At 57.4% G+C, this 16,758-nt stretch carries 13 protein-coding genes; 8 read left to right on the plus strand and 5 right to left on the minus strand.

Annotated elements, in window-relative coordinates; translation table 11 throughout:
- Positions 1-157: 157 nt before the first annotated feature.
- The 3 genes from ABRP31_RS15545 to alkB all read left to right on the plus strand — a co-directional run bounded on the left by ABRP31_RS15545 (position 158) and on the right by alkB (position 1,479).
- On the plus strand, positions 158-463 hold the full coding sequence (locus ABRP31_RS15545; protein ID WP_087264070.1) for a DUF1883 domain-containing protein: 306 nt from the start codon (positions 158-160) through the stop codon (positions 461-463).
- Between the two features lie 28 nt (positions 464-491).
- Positions 492-674 carry a hypothetical protein gene (locus tag ABRP31_RS15550; RefSeq protein WP_349969216.1) on the plus strand — a complete coding sequence of 61 codons (183 nt, stop codon included), beginning with the start codon at positions 492-494 and terminating at the stop codon, positions 672-674.
- 127 nt (positions 675-801) lie between these two features.
- A complete protein-coding gene (gene alkB, locus ABRP31_RS15555) occupies positions 802-1,479 on the plus strand; it encodes a DNA oxidative demethylase AlkB (RefSeq protein ID WP_349969217.1) in 678 nt (225 codons plus the stop codon).
- Here alkB and ABRP31_RS15560 read toward each other — a convergent pair.
- From ABRP31_RS15560 to gnd, 4 genes are read right to left on the minus strand one after another with little or no spacing between them, the layout of a single operon-like run.
- Entirely contained in the window at positions 1,463-3,283 is a 1,821-nt protein-coding gene (locus ABRP31_RS15560) for a glycoside hydrolase family 15 protein (RefSeq protein WP_349969218.1), read from the minus strand. The two genes, alkB and ABRP31_RS15560, sit on opposite strands and share 17 nt — an antisense overlap.
- A 38-nt stretch (positions 3,284-3,321) precedes the next feature.
- Positions 3,322-4,140, minus strand: coding sequence for an HAD family hydrolase (locus tag ABRP31_RS15565; protein WP_349969219.1), 819 nt, complete (start codon positions 4,138-4,140; stop codon positions 3,322-3,324).
- Positions 4,133-5,665 (minus strand): glucose-6-phosphate dehydrogenase, encoded by a 1,533-nt coding sequence (gene zwf / locus ABRP31_RS15570; protein ID WP_349969220.1) that lies wholly within the window; start codon positions 5,663-5,665, stop codon positions 4,133-4,135. Before zwf ends, ABRP31_RS15565 begins: the two co-directional genes overlap by 8 nt.
- The gene (gene gnd / locus ABRP31_RS15575) at positions 5,665-6,642 is read right to left on the minus strand and encodes a phosphogluconate dehydrogenase (NAD(+)-dependent, decarboxylating) (RefSeq protein WP_087264061.1); all 978 of its coding nucleotides are present in this window, start codon (positions 6,640-6,642) and stop codon (positions 5,665-5,667) included. The genes zwf and gnd overlap by 1 nt, the downstream gene beginning before the upstream one ends.
- Positions 6,643-6,986: 344 nt before the next feature.
- Here gnd and ABRP31_RS15580 point away from each other — a divergent pair, with 344 nt between their 5' ends.
- Positions 6,987-7,160, plus strand: coding sequence for a DUF6026 family protein (locus ABRP31_RS15580; RefSeq protein WP_087264057.1), 174 nt, complete (start codon positions 6,987-6,989; stop codon positions 7,158-7,160).
- A 244-nt stretch (positions 7,161-7,404) separates the two neighbouring features.
- On the opposite strand, the gene ABRP31_RS15585 is transcribed toward ABRP31_RS15580, so the two are convergent.
- Complete coding sequence (locus ABRP31_RS15585) at positions 7,405-7,896, minus strand: GNAT family N-acetyltransferase (protein WP_087264055.1); 492 nt, start codon at positions 7,894-7,896, stop codon at positions 7,405-7,407.
- Positions 7,897-8,492: 596 nt separating this feature from the next.
- Between ABRP31_RS15585 and glgA the strand changes: the two genes are divergently transcribed.
- Genes glgA through ABRP31_RS15605 form a run of 4 tightly spaced genes read left to right on the plus strand, consistent with a single transcriptional unit; the run spans position 8,493 to position 16,757 of the window.
- Positions 8,493-10,082 (plus strand): glycogen synthase GlgA, encoded by a 1,590-nt coding sequence (gene glgA / locus ABRP31_RS15590; RefSeq protein ID WP_349969221.1) that lies wholly within the window; start codon positions 8,493-8,495, stop codon positions 10,080-10,082.
- 15 nt (positions 10,083-10,097) lie between these two features.
- Positions 10,098-11,912 carry a malto-oligosyltrehalose trehalohydrolase gene (gene treZ, locus ABRP31_RS15595; RefSeq protein WP_349969222.1) on the plus strand — a complete coding sequence of 605 codons (1,815 nt, stop codon included), beginning with the start codon at positions 10,098-10,100 and terminating at the stop codon, positions 11,910-11,912.
- Entirely contained in the window at positions 11,902-13,980 is a 2,079-nt protein-coding gene (gene malQ, locus ABRP31_RS15600) for a 4-alpha-glucanotransferase (RefSeq protein WP_349969223.1), read from the plus strand. The genes treZ and malQ overlap by 11 nt, the downstream gene beginning before the upstream one ends.
- Entirely contained in the window at positions 13,977-16,757 is a 2,781-nt protein-coding gene (locus ABRP31_RS15605; RefSeq protein ID WP_349969224.1) for a malto-oligosyltrehalose synthase, read from the plus strand. The genes malQ and ABRP31_RS15605 overlap by 4 nt, the downstream gene beginning before the upstream one ends.
- The last annotated feature ends 1 nt before the right edge of the window (position 16,758 follow it).

Here is a 16,758-nt window from a genome sequence, read left to right on the forward strand (position 1 = left end):
CGGTAAAGGTGCTACGACAAGCTTGGCGGGAATTAAATCCCGAATAAAGTCGTTTTTACCCAACGGACTGCAATAAAACCTGAATCGCTGATAAATGCCGACCCGCGTCATGCTATGGTTTTGATTTTTCGAAAAAAGACTTTCGCCGGAGACACCCATGAAATTCGTACACCAGCGCGAGCACCTCAATGAAGACGATCTCGTCGTCATCGAGTGTTCTCAGCTCTGCAACATCCGTCTGATGAACGACTCGAACTTCCGCACCTTCAAAAACGGTGGCCGTCATACCTATCACGGCGGTGCGTTCGACAAGTTTCCGGCCAAGATCGCCGTTCCCAGTACCGGGTTCTGGAACATCACCATCGATACTGCGGGGCGCAAGATGGACTCCAACGGTGGGCGCAAGACTAACTTCACTCACTCGATCAAAATTGTCCGTCGCTCGACGTCTCGACTGAGCTGATCGTACTAACCAGAAGTCAGGAGACAACGTGAACACACCTGCCCCACGAACGACCAAATACGCTATCAGCTACAAACTCAACGGCGAACGCCGCTTTGAGTTCGCTCAATTACAGTCGGCATCTGTCGAAGAAGCAAGGACCGCCCTGGAAAAAATGCACGGCGAAAGCGGCGACGTCATCAGCGACGTGAAAGTCAGCAAAGCCCTGTAATCCCGCCAAGGATGCAGATGGCGCAAGGTATGTCGCAGCTGCCGAAGGCTGCGATGGCGGCGTGTCAGATTGATGAGTGCCGCAGCTTTCGGCAGCTCTAACGGCACTCTGAAGGAGCCCTCCCTCGATGAAACGGCAAAGCACGACGCCGACCACCTTCGACTTGTTCGCTGAAGAGCCCGTACAAAGCGCCGCAATGGAGCAGCTCGGCCCTTGCTCCTGGGTATTGCGCAGCTTCGCTCTGGATGAAGTCGAGCGCTTGTTACCTGCACTGGAAGACGTTTTGGCTAAAGCGCCTTTCAGGCACATGATGACTCCTGGCGGCTTCACCATGTCGGCAGCGCTAAGTAGCTGTGGCAGCTTTGGCTGGATGACCGATCGTACTGGCTATCGCTACACCCCTACCGACCCACAAACCGGTTTGCCATGGCCGCCAATCCCCCAAGCCTTTATGGAGCTGGCCCAGCGTGCGGCGCAGATCTGCGGCTTCACCGGTTTTACCCCCGACGCCTGCCTGATCAATCAGTACATACCCGGCGCAAAAATGTCTCTGCATCAGGACAAGGACGAAAAGCACTACGGATGGCCAGTGGTTTCGGTTTCATTGGGCTTGCCAGCGATATTCCTCTTTGGAGGACATCAGCGCAGCGACAAGACCCAGCGCATATCGCTCCTGCATGGCGATGTCGTGGTCTGGGGCGGCGAAGACCGACTGCGCTTTCATGGTGTGCTACCGATCAAGGCCGGCAACCATCCGCTGCTGGGAGAACAGCGAATCAACTTTACGTTCAGACGCGCGCAGTAGACTCGCATGCGGCACGGGACTTCACCGGGCAGACCGCTCGATGCAAATTAAGCGCGGTGTTAATAATTCCGATATGGCTGAACGCCTGAGGAAAGTTGCCCAGCATGCGCTTTTCCCGGGGATCGTACTGTTCAGCAAGCAGGCCTACGTCATTGCACAGCCCGCACAGCCGATCAAATAACGCCGCGGCCTCCTGCTCCCGCCCCATCAGCACATAGACATCCGCCAGCCAGAACGAACACACCAGAAAAGTCCCTTCGTGACCGGCCACGCCATCAACACTGCGCTCTGTGTCATAACGCAACAGCAAGCCATCCTGAATCAGGTTGCTCTCGATCGCGGCCACCGTGCCAACCACTCGCGGATCATCAACGGGTAAAAAACCGGTAAGCGCGATTTGCAAAAGGCTGGCATCCAGCGCGGGCGAGCCATAGGTCTGGGTGAAGCTGCCAATACGCGGGTCATAACCGTTGCGGCATACGTCAGCGTGGATGTCATTCGCAACCTGGCGAAAATGAACAGCCAGCGCCCGCTCTTCGTCGGTTTGAGCGGACTCAGCGAGCAATGTCGAGTTGCGGTCAAAGGCAACCCAGGTCATCACCTTGGAGTGAGTGAAGTGTCGGGGTTCAGAGCGAATCTCCCAGATGCCTTTGTCTGGCAAATGCCAGACCTTCTCCAGAAACGGCATGATCACCCTGGAGATCGCAATGCTGCGCGGTGGTCGAGGCAAACCACCCTTGATCGCCTGGATCATCGCATCGGCAACTTCGCCATACACGTCCAGCTGCATCTGGGTGGCCGCGCCGTTACCGATCCGTACCGGCCTTGAGGCTTCATAGCCCTCAAGCCAATCCAGCTCAAATTCAGGCAATCGCCGTTCGCCGCCGAGCCCGTACATGATCTGAATCTGCTCGGGATTACCGGCCACCGAGCGCATCAACCATTCACGCCAGGCTGCCGCTTCTTCGAAATAACCAAGATTCATGAACGCCAGCAACGTCATGGTCGCGTCCCGCAACCAGCAATAGCGGTAATCCCAATTGCGCTCGCCGCCCAGTTGCTCCGGCAACGACGTGGTGACTGCCGCGACGATACCGCCAGTAGGCTGGTAGGTCATCGCCTTCAAGGTGATGAGTGAGCGCTTGACCTGAGCGGTCCAGGGCCCGACCTCAGGACATCGTCCGGAGAACTCAAGCCAGAAATACTCGGTTTCAGCCAACGCCGACTCGGCATCGATAGCGTCATGAAGGGGTTCGTAAGACGCCTGATGGCTCAGGATAAATCCCTTGCGCTCACCCGCTTCAATGCGGAAATGGCAACCGGTATGGTGGTCATGCGCCTGCATGGGGTATGGCGCACGCAGCACCAGCATTTCCGGCCCGGCGACTGCGGTCAGGGTCTGACCGTCTTTGTTCTCGACCCACGGCACGCTACTGCCATAGTCAAAGCGAATCGCCAGATCCATCTCGAAAGACACATGCCCGCTCAAGCCGACAACGATTCGGACCACATGACTGCCCTCGCCCGGCGGCATGAAGTCGATCAGCATTGCTCGCCCGGTCGAAGTTTCAAACAGCGTCTCGAGAATCAGCGTGCCTTCCCGGTAACGCCGCTCAGTACTGAGCAGTGTCCCACCGGCAGCAAGTTTCCAGCGTCCGTTATCACTGTTGCCTAAGAGCGCAGCGAAACAGGCCGCTGAATCGAAACGTGGAAAGCACAGCCAGTCGAGCGAGCCGTCTCTGGCAACCAGGGCGGCGGTCTTGCAGTTGCCGAGCAATGCGTAATCTTCGATCAATGCAGCCATGAACAAGCATCCGTAATGGGTTGAGCATCAAGGGCAATTCAGCGCGGCAGCATGTAGCGCTCGATAGCGCTGGCAACTCCATCCTGCAGATTACTACCGGTAACAATATCAGCCTGGCTGCGAACACTTTCTTCAGCCTGCCCCATGGCGATGGAAAACCCGGCTTTGTGGAACATGGCAACGTCGTTGCCTCCGTCGCCAATCGCAGCAGTGTGGGCCATGTCCACGCCCAACTGACTCGCCAGCGTGATTAACGCATGACCCTTGTTTGCATCCAGAGCCGTGACATCGAGGTAATACAGCTGCGATCGCGCGGCATGCGCCTTGCCAGCAATCAAAGGGTTCAGCCGGGTTTCGAGGCGTTTCAACAGCTCGAAATCGGTACCGGCTGCGACGATCTTGTCGACACGATCCAGCCACGGCTCGAAGCTATCGACCTGAACCGGCTCGTAGCCGAGAGTGCTGCGTTCGTGTTCGACGTAAGCGCCCTCCGGATCAATCAGAAACCATTGATCATCGGCGAATACCCAAACAGCCACGTCGTATCCGGAGAACAGCTCAATGCAGGTTCGTGCGGCGACCGGGTCGATACGGTAAGCAAACAGAACGCTGCCGTCCGGGGCAACAATATTGGCTCCGTTGAAACCTGCGGTCGGCAGATCGACACCCAATGCCTCAATCTGCTGGCGCATCGCTCGTGGCGGGCGACTGCTGGCTACAGTGAAATGGATTCCGGCGTCTCGCAGTCGGGCAACGGCGTCAATATTGGCCTGGCTCAGACTGTGATCAGGACGCAACAGCGTCCCATCGATGTCGGAAAGTACAAAGCGAACGTCTGGTTGGTGCACTTCAGGCATTGATATCCCGCCATTCTCGACCGTCTTTGCCCAGCAATGTATCCGCTGAGGCGGGTCCGTCGCTCCCGGCAGCGTACAGCTCGACCTGAGGATTTTTCTGCCAGGCATCCAGGAAAGGCTGCACCGCGCGCCAACCGTTTTCAATGTTGTCGGCACGCTGGAACAGGGTTTGATCACCGGTCAGGCAGTCGTAGATCAAGGTCTCGTAGCCGGTAGACGGCTGCATCTCGAAGAAGTCCTTGTACTCAAAGCCCAGCTCAATGTCTTCCATGTGCAGATTAGGACCGGGACGCTTGGCGTACAGGTCAAACCACATGCCCTCATTGGGCTGAATCTGGATGCGCAGGTAGTTGGGTTTGATGCGATCCACTTCGGTATCGCGAAACTGCGCATACGGCGCTGGCTTGAAGCAAATCGCGATCTCGGTACTGCGCGTACTCATGCGCTTACCGGTGCGCAGGTAAAACGGCACGCCGACCCATCGCCAGTTATCGATCATGACCTTGAGCGCCACATAGGTTTCAGTGGTGCTGTCGGGATCAACCTTGTTTTCCTGGCGATAGCCCGGAACATAAGCACCGTCCCGCGCGCCTTGCGCGTACTGACCGCGAACCGAATTGGCTAATGCCTCCTCCTCGGTCCAAGGCCGAACGGCACCAATGACCTTGGCCTTCTCGCCACGCACAGCATCAGCGCCGAACGCTGCCGGAGGCTCCATCGCAACCATTGCCAGCAATTGAAACAGGTGATTTGGCACCATGTCCCGCAACGCGCCGGTGTGCTCGTAAAAACTCCCACGCGTCTCAACCCCGACCGTTTCGGCCGCGGTGATTTGCACATGGTCAATGTAATGGTTGTTCCAGAAAGATTCGAACAAGGCGTTGGAGAAACGGCTGACCAGAATGTTCTGCACCGTCTCTTTGCCCAGATAGTGATCGATCCGGTAGATCTGCTTCTCGGTCATGACCTTGAGCAGACATTCATTGAGTGCAACGGCGCTAGGCAGGTCCGAGCCAAAAGGCTTTTCGATGACTACACGACGAAACTGGCCCGACTCTTCAGTCAACAGCCCTGAAGAACCCAGGCGCGTGGCAACTTCACTGAAGAAACGCGGGGCGGTTGCCAGATAGAACACCGCATTGCCGGTCCCGGTGCTTTTGATTTTCTCGGCGATGTCGCTGTAGGTGGAGTCATCAAGAAAGTCGCCCTGCACGTAGCTGATCCTTCCGGCCAGCTTGCTCCACAGCTCAGGATCGAGAGGATCCTTGCCCCCATCGGCAACCTTGCTGGCCGCTTCCTGACGAATGAAATCCTCGAGCTTTTTCGCAAAGTCGACGTCGCTGATCGCGTTATGGTCAACGCCGACGATGTGCAGGTTTTCATCAACCAGGCCGTCCCTGCTCAAATTGTAGAGCGCCGGCATCAGCAGACGCTTCACAAGGTCCCCATGGGCACCAAACAGGAACAGCGTGGTAGGTGGCGCAACTTCAGGCTTTTGCCGGGTACTGCTGCGCGACAATCCCATTATTTTGGACCTTCCTTATGACCGCCGAAGCCAAAGCGCATTGCCGAGAGCATTTTGTCTGCGTATGAGCTCTTTTGACGCGAGCGGAAACGGGCGAACAGAGCGCTGGAAAGTACCGGGACGGGAACCGCCTGCTCCATGGCAGCCTCGATCGTCCAGCGTCCTTCACCGCTGTCGGCCACTGCGCCTGAATAAGCGTCGAGTTGCGGGTCTGTAGCCAGTGCATCAGCGGTCAGGTCGAGCAACCATGAGGAAACCACACTGCCACGGCGCCATACTTCGGCGATGTCCGCCATGTTCAGGTCAAACCGCTGCTCGACAGGCAGATTCTCGGAATTCTTCTGCTTGAGGATATCGAAGCCCTCGGCGAAGGCCTGCATCATGCCGTACTCGATACCGTTGTGGATCATCTTCACGAAGTGACCGGCGCCAGCCGGGCCTGCATGAATGTAGCCACGCTCAGCACGATCATCGGCAGAGTTGCGACCTTTGGTGCGCTCTACCGAGCCCATGCCGGGAGCCAGTGTCGCAAACAGTGGATCAAGGCGCTGAACCACATCAGCTTCGCCACCGATCATCATGCAATAACCACGCTCCAGGCCCCAGACACCACCGGAAGTGCCCACGTCGACGTAATGCAACCCTTTGGCAGTCAATGCCTGGGCGCGACGAACGTCGTCTTTGTAAAAGGTGTTGCCGCCGTCAATGATCACGTCGTCCGCATCGAGCAGTTCGCTCAGGACGTTGATGGTTTCTTCAGTTGGCTCACCAGCAGGAAGCATGACCCAGACAGCGCGGGGCTTGTCCATTGCAGCCACCAGGGCAGGCAAATCAGCGACTGCAGTCGATCCTTCCTTGGCCAAAGCGCTGCGGGACGCTTCATCACGATCGTAAACCACGGTGGTGTGGCCATTGAGCATGAGGCGTCTTGCAATATTGCCGCCCATGCGGCCCAGTCCGATGATTCCAAGTTGCATGCTGGTGCTCCGTAATTCGCAAAAAACAAAAAAATGTTACCTCATTGTACAGCTCACCTCGTTATGAGCCAGCCATGAGCATGATTTTTAAAGCTTAAGATTCGCGCTACACCAAGCCCTGCGGGGGCTGTAGCGAGGCTGCAAGATGGCTAATGGACATCAGCGCAAAAATGACTATAATTAAGAACGCGAAACGTTCGCGACAATTGAAAATAAAAAAGTTCCATTTTCGCGCAAAAGAAATCAGAATTGCGGCCGATAGAGAGGTAAGCAGAGGCGATTCGGGCATCGATAGTCATTTGCCAAGGCCTTTCATGTTGAATCCGCCATTTGCGAGGTGAGCAATGGGCACTGTACTACCGGCAACTGCACCACAAACTCTCTATGTCACTATCCGTCGTGACGAACTGCGCCAGCTTAAAGAAGAGCGCGAACAATTGCTTAGCAAAGTCGCTCACTTGAGCCTCATGCTTCAACAAGCGCAATTGATGCATTCCGGCAACGCTCTGCAAGCCTGATTGCGCCCTACCCCAACGTCGCCCCAGTGCAACGTAGCATGAAGAACAACAGCGGCAAGCCCGATCAGCTGGCTTGCCCCACGCAATAAACCTCTTTCCGGCAACCCTCTTCCTTCTATTAATCTACCCCGACGCGTGCGTCGACGCCTCATACCCTCTCCAGATTTGAAACCAGACACCCCACCTAACGCTCAAGCCCGGCTTATGTTTACCCGGCAGATAGCTGTGCCTGGCCCTTACTGATTTAAAGCGTCTTCTGCCAGAACATCGCCTTGCCCATCTGCGGGTCCAGCTCGTAGCCCGCGAAGCCGAGCTTGCGATAAGCGCCCTGAGCAATCAGGTTGCCTTCCAACACTTCCAGAGTCAGCTTGCAGCAGCCGCGCTGACGAGCAATCTCTTCCACTTTAGCGAGCATTTTCTGACTGATGCCCAAGCCGCGATGTTGGCCAAGCACCACAACATCGTGGATGTTGACCAACGGGCGGCACTGAAAAGTCGAAAAACCTTCAAAGCAATTGATAAGCCCTACCGGCTCGCCAGAAATAAAGGCCAGGACACTGAATGCATGAGGACGTTTGGCCAGCTCGATCGCCAATTGCTGCTGAGTATCCACCGACAGTGATTCGCCGCCGCCCATGAGATCTTCGGCGTACTGATTGAGCATGAATCCAATTGCTTGCGCGTGCACCGGGTTGGTGTAGCTGGCTTGCAGTACCAAAACTTCAGGGCTATCCATTACATCCTCTTGCTGTCACTTGATCACGAACAGGACTGACTCAATCCGAGTCGGGTGCCCGATTCTATCTCGGCATGCGCGAAAATGTTTCGATCAACGAAGAGGAAAATTCCACAGGCGCCCTAGGAATAAGCGACAGCCGCACCAAGAAAAGGCCTGGATCGCGTTAAGACATTATTTCTGCACTACGTAGGCACCTGTCGCGCCCATTTTTAAAGCGCTGACGCATCATCGTCCAACAATCCGACGACCGGTAATGGCTACGCCCCATGGTCTTTTTTTCGCCCTAACAAAGCGCATCGTTGCGGTTGGCCATGTTTTATCGCCGACATCTGCACCCGCGCCATCAGGCTCTGAAGCCCATCCCAGACATTTCCTACAAAAAAAGTCGAAACTTTCCATTGCGCGCACAGGTCATCTCATAAGAGCGCCTATGCTGATGGCTGAGCCCGCATTTTGGCGCTACCTGTCTGTCCGTGAATAACGCAAACAGTAAATGGGTACTGATCTTGCGTAGCGCATGTGTGCCTGGCCATAGGACATGGCCAATAACAAATCTAATGCAGTACCGACACTGTATTGAATGGGAGAAATCGATGATTAGCGCCGCTGTCAAAACCCAGAAGGGAGAGAGTTTTAACCAGCCGGCCAGCGAGCTGACTCATCTGCCGGTTTTCGCTACGACGAGCGTTCCACTGCTGCAATTGCCTGCTGTTACGCAGCCAACCATCGTGTCGAGCAACAGGCGCAAAGTCTTGTTTGTCACTTCGGAGCTGGCTGACCTGGTAAAAACCGGGGGGTTGGGTGATGTTTCTGCCGCGCTGCCGCGAGCCATGCGCCACCTGCACGACGTCCGTGTGCTGATTCCCGGCTACCCGCAAGTCCTCAACAGTGGCAACCCGATCCATGTGATCAGCCAGTTGGGCGGACATGCTGCACTGCCTCCGTGCAAGATCGGCCGAATGGACATGAAAGACGGTCTGGTCATCTATGTGCTGATTTGCCCGGAATTGTACGAGCGCGAAGGCACTCCCTACGCAGACAACCAGGGCCGTGACTGGTCCGATAACCATATTCGTTTCGCCCGACTGGGTCTGGCTGCTGCCGAATTTGCAGCCGGCGCCGTGAAAACCCAATGGTGTCCTGAGCTGGTTCACGCCCATGACTGGCCTGCAGGCCTGGCCCCGGCCTACATGAAATGGCGCGGTCAGACCACGCCAACCATCTTCACCATTCATAACCTGGCTTATCAAGGCACCGTCAGCACCGCATCCAGTCGCGAACTGGGTATCCCGGATGAGGCGCTGAGTTCCGACGGTATGGAGTTTTACGGCAAGCTCTCCTTTATCAAGGCCGGCATGGCCTACGCCAGCCACATCACCACGGTCAGCGCGACCTATGCCAAAGAAATCACCACGCCTGAGTTCGGTTGCGGCCTGGAAGGTTTCCTGCAGCACAAAGCCAACCGTGGGCAGCTCAGTGGTATCCCGAACGGCATCGATGCCAGCTGGGATGCTGCGACCGACGAGCACTTGATTTGCCACTTCGCGCCCAATGAATGGCAGCGCAAGGAAATCAACGCCGACCACGTGCGTGAACTCTTCGAGCTGGATCCGTCCACTGGGCCGCTGTTCGCCGTGGTTTCGCGCCTGGTCTACCAAAAAGGTCTGGATCTGACCATTGGTGTTGCAGAGCACATCGTCAACAACGGCGGCCAGATCGCAATCATTGGTCGGGGCGAGCCTGAAGAAGAGGACGCCATGCGCGCTCTGGCAGAACGCTTCCCGGGCAGAATTGGCGTACGTATCGGCTTCAATGAGACCGATGCCCGACGCATGTTTGCCGGCAGCGACTTTTTGCTGATGCCATCACGCTACGAACCTTGCGGACTGAGCCAGATGTACGCCCAGCGTTTCGGTTCGTTGCCCGTTGCCCGCAACACAGGCGGCCTGGCTGACACCATCGAAGACGGCGTAACCGGTTTTCTGTTCGACGAGTCAACGGTCGAAAGCTACACCGAAGCATTGAACCGTGCGTTCAACGTGTTCTCCAATCCTGCACTGATCAACGCTATGCGTTGCCGGGCCATGGCAGCTCCATTCAACTGGCATCAAGCGGTAGAGCCTTACGCAGAGCTCTATCAGGATTTGCTGAAAAAGAACGTGGGTGCTGCACTTCACTATTGATCAAGGGGTTTATGGATGCCTCTGCGTACGGACGAGAGCTGGCGCCACGGCGCCGTCTTGCTGGATTCTGGCTATACGCGGTTTGCCCTCTGGGCACCCGACGCCTACTACGTCAGTGTTGAACTTGAGGATGGCCAGTCTCTGGCCATGCTCCCTCAAAACGAAGGTTGGTTCATTCTTGAGGCCCGCTGCCCGGCGGGCACTCGTTACCGCTACAACATTGATGGGGAGATTGAAGTCCCCGACCCCGCCTCACGCGCTCAACCCACTGACGTCCACGGCCATAGCATGGTGGTTGATCCACTTGCCTATGAGTGGCAAAACACCGGCTGGCAAGGTCGTCCCTGGCACGAAGCAGTCATCTACGAGCTGCACGTCGGGGCATTGGGCGGCTATGCCGGGGTCGAGGCTCATCTGGAGCGTCTGGCCGGACTTGGGGTGACAGCCATTGAGTTGATGCCCATCGCGCAATTCCCCGGCGAACGCAACTGGGGCTACGACGGCGTGTTGCCTTACGCTCCGCAGTCCTCATACGGCACGCCAGAACAGCTCAAACATCTCATTGATACCGCCCACGGCTACGGCCTGATGGTAATTCTCGACGTGGTCTACAACCACTTCGGTCCCGACGGGAATTACCTCGGACGCTACGCCAAAGGGTTCTTCCGCAGCGACGTGAAGACTCCTTGGGGGGACGCAATCGACTTCCGGCGTCGAGAAGTTCGTGATTTCTTTATCGACAATGCTCTGATGTGGTTGCTGGAGTATCGATTCGACGGGTTGCGGATGGACGCTGTACACGCCATCAACGACGACACTTTCCTGAAGGAATTCGCTCAGAAGGTTCGTGAGCAGATCGACGCACCGCGCCATGTCTGGCTGAATCTGGAAAACGAGTTCAACCAGGCCAGCCTGCTGGAACAAGGCTACGACGCGCAATGGAATGACGACGGCCATAACACGTTGCACGTGTTGTTGACGGGCGAATCGGACGCGTATTACTCGGACTTTGCCCATCAGGCCACTCATAAGCTCGCACGCTTGCTGAGTCAGGGTTTCGTGTATCAGGGCGAAGCAACCCGGCACGGCCACACACGTGGCGAATCCAGCAGCCATCTGCCGCCGAGCGCTTTCGTCTTGTTTCTGCAGAACCATGACCAGATCGGCAACCGGGCCTTTGGTGAGCGTTTGCCGCAGATCTGTCACGGCCCGGCGTTACGGGCAGCGACCGCATTGTGGCTGCTCTCGCCGATGATCCCGCTGATGTTCATGGGTGATGAATGGGCCGCCAGCGAGCCGTTTTTGTTCTTCACCGATCACCATGGCGAATTGGCCGACGCGGTACGTGAAGGCCGACGCAGTGAGTTCGCCGACTTCGCAGCCTTTGCCGATGAAGAAAAGCGCGAACATATCCCTGACCCCAACGACCCGGCGACCTTCGAAGCTTCCAGGCCAGCGTTTGACGCGGTGTATCTGGAAACCGACAAGGGCAGCGACCACCGCAGCTGGCTTGAGCTCTATCGACAACTGTTAGCCCTGCGTCACCAGCACATCGTACCGCGCTTGCCTGGCAGCCATGCCCTGGGCGCAGACGTGCTGAGCGAGGGAGCTGTGTCAGCACGCTGGAGGATGGGCGACGGCGCCCTGTTGCGCATCGACCTCAATCTGAGCGAACACGCTGTCACCGCTCCGGAATGGAAAGGCGGCAGAGTTGTTTTCGAAACCCTGCCACATGCGGCAGAACTTTCCCGACGAGGCATCCTCAATCCTTACACGGCCATTGTCAGCCTGATAGCAACCGATGTTCTGGAGGAACAGGATGAGCAATGAGCAATTAGAGAATCTGGCGACTGAAGCGGGCTTGTCGGTCGACTGGATCGATGCCAACGGCCGGGCGCAAAGAGTCAGTCCTGAAGTACTGAGCAAAGTGCTCGGCTGCCTGGGCTTCCCGGCCGATGACAACTTGCAGATCGATAGCAGCCTGCAGCAATTGAGAAACGCCCATCATCAAGCTGTTCCGCCACCGCTATTGACCGTGGAACATGGCAGCAACCTGGATCTGAGTGCCTGGTTCAGTCCCGGCACGCCCTTTGTGTTGCATCTGGAAGACGGCGCGACCATCGACGCCAATCTGACTGCAAATGCCGCCCTGCCCGGTCTCGCGCCAGTGGGTTATCAGCAACTGAACATCGCCGGTCAGCATCTGACAATCGCCGTGGCGCCAGCGACCTGCTTCAGTCTGGCCATGGCAACCGACAGCCGGGTTCCCCGCGCCTGGGGGCTGACCGTTCAACTCTACGGACTGCGCCGTGAGGGTGATGGCGGCTTTGGTGATACGCAGGCGCTGGAAAGCCTGGCTCGCGCAGCGGGAGAACGAGGGGCAAACGCACTGGCGATCAGCCCTGTCCACGCCATGTTCGCCAATGATCCTCATCGCTACAGTCCTTACTCGCCCTCCAGCCGCTTGTTTCTTAATAGCCTGTACTGTTCGCCGGGTACGATTCTGGGTGAACGTGCGTTGCGAATGGCTGTTGAGGAGTCCGGGCTTGGCGACGAACTCAAACGCCTTGAAGAATTACCGTTGATTGACTGGCCTGCCGCAGCCGGTGCGAAATGGAAAGTGCTGCGCAAGCTGTATGACGCCTTCAGCGGCAGCGATCATCCATTGCATGAGGACTTCAACAGCTTCCGTCACAGCGGCGGTGAAGCGTTGGAAAACCACTGCCGCTTTGAAGCAATCCGTGACGAATGCCCCCGTCTGGGCATGAGCGACAACTGGCATGAATGGCCAGAAGAGTTCAAGAATCCACGCAGCGAAGCCATCGCCCGCTTTGCCGCTAATCACAGCGAGCAGATCGGCTTCTATGCCTTCACCCAATGGTTGATGGCCCGTGGTCTGGAGCGCGCGCAGATAGCGGCCCGCAGCAGCGGCATGAGCGTCGGTCTGATCGCAGACCTCGCCGTGGGTGCCGATGGCGCGGGCAGTCAGGCCTGGAGTCGTCAGGATGAATTGTTGTCAGCGCTCAGCGTTGGCGCGCCGCCGGATATTCTCAACCGTGCCGGGCAAAGTTGGGGCATTTCTGCATTTTCCCCTGAAGGCCTGAAGCGCAACGGCTTCCGCGCCTTCATCGAAATGCTGCGCGCTAACTTCGCCCATGCGGGTGGTTTGCGCATCGACCATGTCATGGGGCTGCAGCGCCTCTGGGTTGTACCGCTGGGCTCACCAGCCAGCGAGGGCGCGTACCTCAATTACCCGTTGGACGACATGCTCCGTTTGTTGAGCCTGGAATCGTGGCGACACAAAGCGATTGTTCTCGGTGAAGACTTGGGCACGGTGCCTCCCGGTCTGCACGAGAAGCTCGCCGCCCGGGCAATTCTCGGCATGCGCGTACTGCTTTTCGAGCAAAACAACGCACAGTTCAAGCCGATCCTCGACTGGTCAGATCAGGCCTTGGCGACCACCAGCACCCACGACTTGCCGACCCTGGCCGGCTGGCTTGCAGAAAACGATATCGCCTGGAATTTACGCCTGGGCATGGTCGACCAACAACAGGCCGAACACTGGCGCCAGGAGCGTCATCGTGAACGTGAAGGACTGCACCAGGTGCTGAGCCAGAACTCGACTAACTTCAGCGACGGTTTACCGCAAGATGAACAGATGATTGACGCCAGCATCCGCTATATCGGCCATACACGAGCGCCTCTGGTGCTGCTACCAATGGAAGACGCCATGGGCCTCACCGAACAGTTCAACTTGCCAGGCGACACTCCGCAGCATCCCAACTGGCGGCGGCGTATCCCAGGGCACAGCGCAAATCTGATGGACCATGCGGCAATCGCGCGACGCGTCGAGTTGCTGTCTCAGGCACGCCTGCAAGCTGCGGAGCGTGATCAATGAGTCGGCCACTGCAAAGCCTGCGAGCCACACAGCGCCTGCAATTTCATAAAGACTTCACCCTGGACGACGCGGTGGCACTGGTGCCCTACTTCGCCAGCCTGGGTATCAGCCATATCTATGCTTCCCCGCTGCTCAAGGCGCGGGCTGGCTCAATGCACGGGTATGACGTGGTCGACCCGCGTGTGATCAACCCGGAACTCGGTGGCGAACCAGCGCTGCGTCGTCTGGTCAGCGCCCTGCGTGAGCAAGGCATGGGGCTGATTCTGGACATCGTATCCAATCACATGGCTGTGGGCGGTAACGACAATCCTTGGTGGCTTGATCTGCTCGAATGGGGACGTCGCAGCCCGTACGCGGACTTCTTCGACATTCAGTGGCACTCCCCGGACCCGTTGCTCAAAGGGCAACTGCTGCTGCCGTTTCTCAGCACCGATTACGGCACTGTGCTGCAAGCCGGCGAAATCCCGCTGCGTTTCGACCCCGGGCACGGCGTGTTCTACATCGAGCATTATCAGCATCATTTCCCGATCAACCCTGGCACCTACGGTCCGCTGCTTGAATCCGACGATAACCCGCTGCTGGATGAGCTGAGCAAGCGCTTTGCCGCGCTGGATCAATTCCCTCAGGCATGGGAGCGGGCCAGACAAGCCCGCGCCGAGCTGGTTGAACTGGTCAAGGACAAATCTGTGGCCAAGGCCATTGACCTGGCCATGCAGCGCTACGACTCAACCACACCTGAAGGCTTTGATCGTCTACACCGCTTGCTGGAAGCACAGCACTACCGTCTGGCCAGCTGGCGTACAGCGGGTGACGACATTAACTGGCGGCGCTTTTTCGACATCAACGAGCTGGGCGGCTTACGGGTTGAACGCCCCAATGTGTTCGAAGCCACTCACGGCAAGATATTCGAATTGATCAGCGAAGGCCTGGTAGATGGCTTGCGTATTGACCACATCGACGGTCTGGCTGACCCGCGTGGCTATTGCCGCAAATTGCGCCGCAGGGTTAACGGCCTTCTCGCGGCACGCCCCGCAGGCACTGAGCTGACGCATTTGCCGATCTTCGTGGAGAAGATCCTCGGCCCGGATGAATCGCTGCGTGAAGACTGGGGCGTCGACGGCACCACCGGCTACGAGTTCATGAATCAGGTCTCGCTGTTGCAGCATGATCCAAAAGGTCAGGAGCCTCTGGCCGAACTCTGGAGCCGCATCAGCGAACGTACTGCCGACTTTGATCAGGAGGTCCTTGAAGCGCGGGATCTGGTGCTGCATGGCACGCTGGCGGGTGACTTTGAAAACGTCGCTCAGTCCTTGCTGCAAGTGGCGCGCAGTGACTTGATGAGCCGCGACCTGACCCTGGGTGCGATTCGCCGGTCCTTGCTCGCGCTGGTGGTGAACTTCCCGATTTACCGGACCTACATTAGCGTATGCGGCCGCTCGGCCGAAGATGAGCGTTTCTTCCAGCAGGCCATGCAAGGCGCACGCGCGATGTTGAGCGAAGCCGATTGGCCAGTGCTGGATTATCTGCAGCGCTGGCTCGGCGGTGATTCGTGGCGCAAGCTGCCTCGGGGCAAGCAACGCAAGCTGAACAAAAACGCCTGCGTGCGTTTCCAGCAACTCACCTCCCCGGTGGCTGCCAAATCGGTGGAAGACACCTCGTTCTACCGCAGCGCCGTGTTGCTGTCGCGTAACGACGTCGGCTTTCATCCGCAGCACTTCAGCGCGCCGGTTGAGGATTTCCACGCTGCTTGCGTTGCTCGTAGCCAAGCCTTCCCTGAAAACCTGTTGACCACAGCAACCCACGATCACAAGCGGGGCGAAGACACGCGCACCCGGCTGGCAGTGCTCAGTGAATGTGCAGATTGGTATGCCGAACAGGTTGAGCGGTGGCGCCAGTTGGCCATCCCCCTGAAAGGCGAAGAAAACGCCATCAGCCCGGGTGACGAGCTGATGCTGTATCAAGCCATGCTCGGCAGCTGGCCGCTGGACATACAGGACGATGAGTTCGAAAACTACTCAGAGCGCCTAGTCAAATGGCAAGAAAAAGCTCTGCGTGAAGCCAAACTGCAAAGCAGCTGGAGCGCAGCCAACGAACCCTACGAGCGTGCGTGTCGGGAGTTCCTGCAGAACATCTTGCTCAGCCCTCAGGGGCTAGCCTTGCGTCAGTCGCTAGGGGCCACCGCCAACCGCATTGCCACCAGTGGAGCATTGAACAGTCTGGCGCAAACCTTGCTTCGCATGACTGCACCCGGCGTTCCTGATTTGTATCAGGGCACCGAGTATTGGGATTTCAGCCTTGTCGATCCGGATAACCGCCGTCCCGTGGATTACGCAGATCGAAAGGACGCTTTAAGTCAGGCGTCCACCGTGAGTGATCTGCTGGGGTCGTGGCAAAACGGACGGATCAAGCAAGCACTGATCCATCAGGTGCTGAACCTGCGGGCCACACACTCCGAGCTGTTCAGTCAGGGTGATTATGTGCCGCTGCAGGTGCTGGGTAGCCAGGCTGAGCATGTCGTAGCATTCGCCCGTGTTCTCGGCGAAGAACAGGCTATCGTTGTTGTGCCACGCCTGAGCAATGAACTATTGGGCACTGCCCAAACTCCATTCATCAATGCGGCAAATTGGGGGGATACGCGGGTCGTTATACCGTTCGCGGATGCCAGTCGAAACTGGAAGGGACTTTTTTCAGACGCCGTAGTCACAACAGACAAGGAGTTGCTGCTCAGCGCAGCACTCGAGGAATTTTCTGTAAACCTGCTTATTCAGACTAAGTAAA

This window comes from Pseudomonas caspiana (assembly GCF_040224095.2).
GTDB lineage: Bacteria > Pseudomonadota > Gammaproteobacteria > Pseudomonadales > Pseudomonadaceae > Aquipseudomonas > Aquipseudomonas caspiana.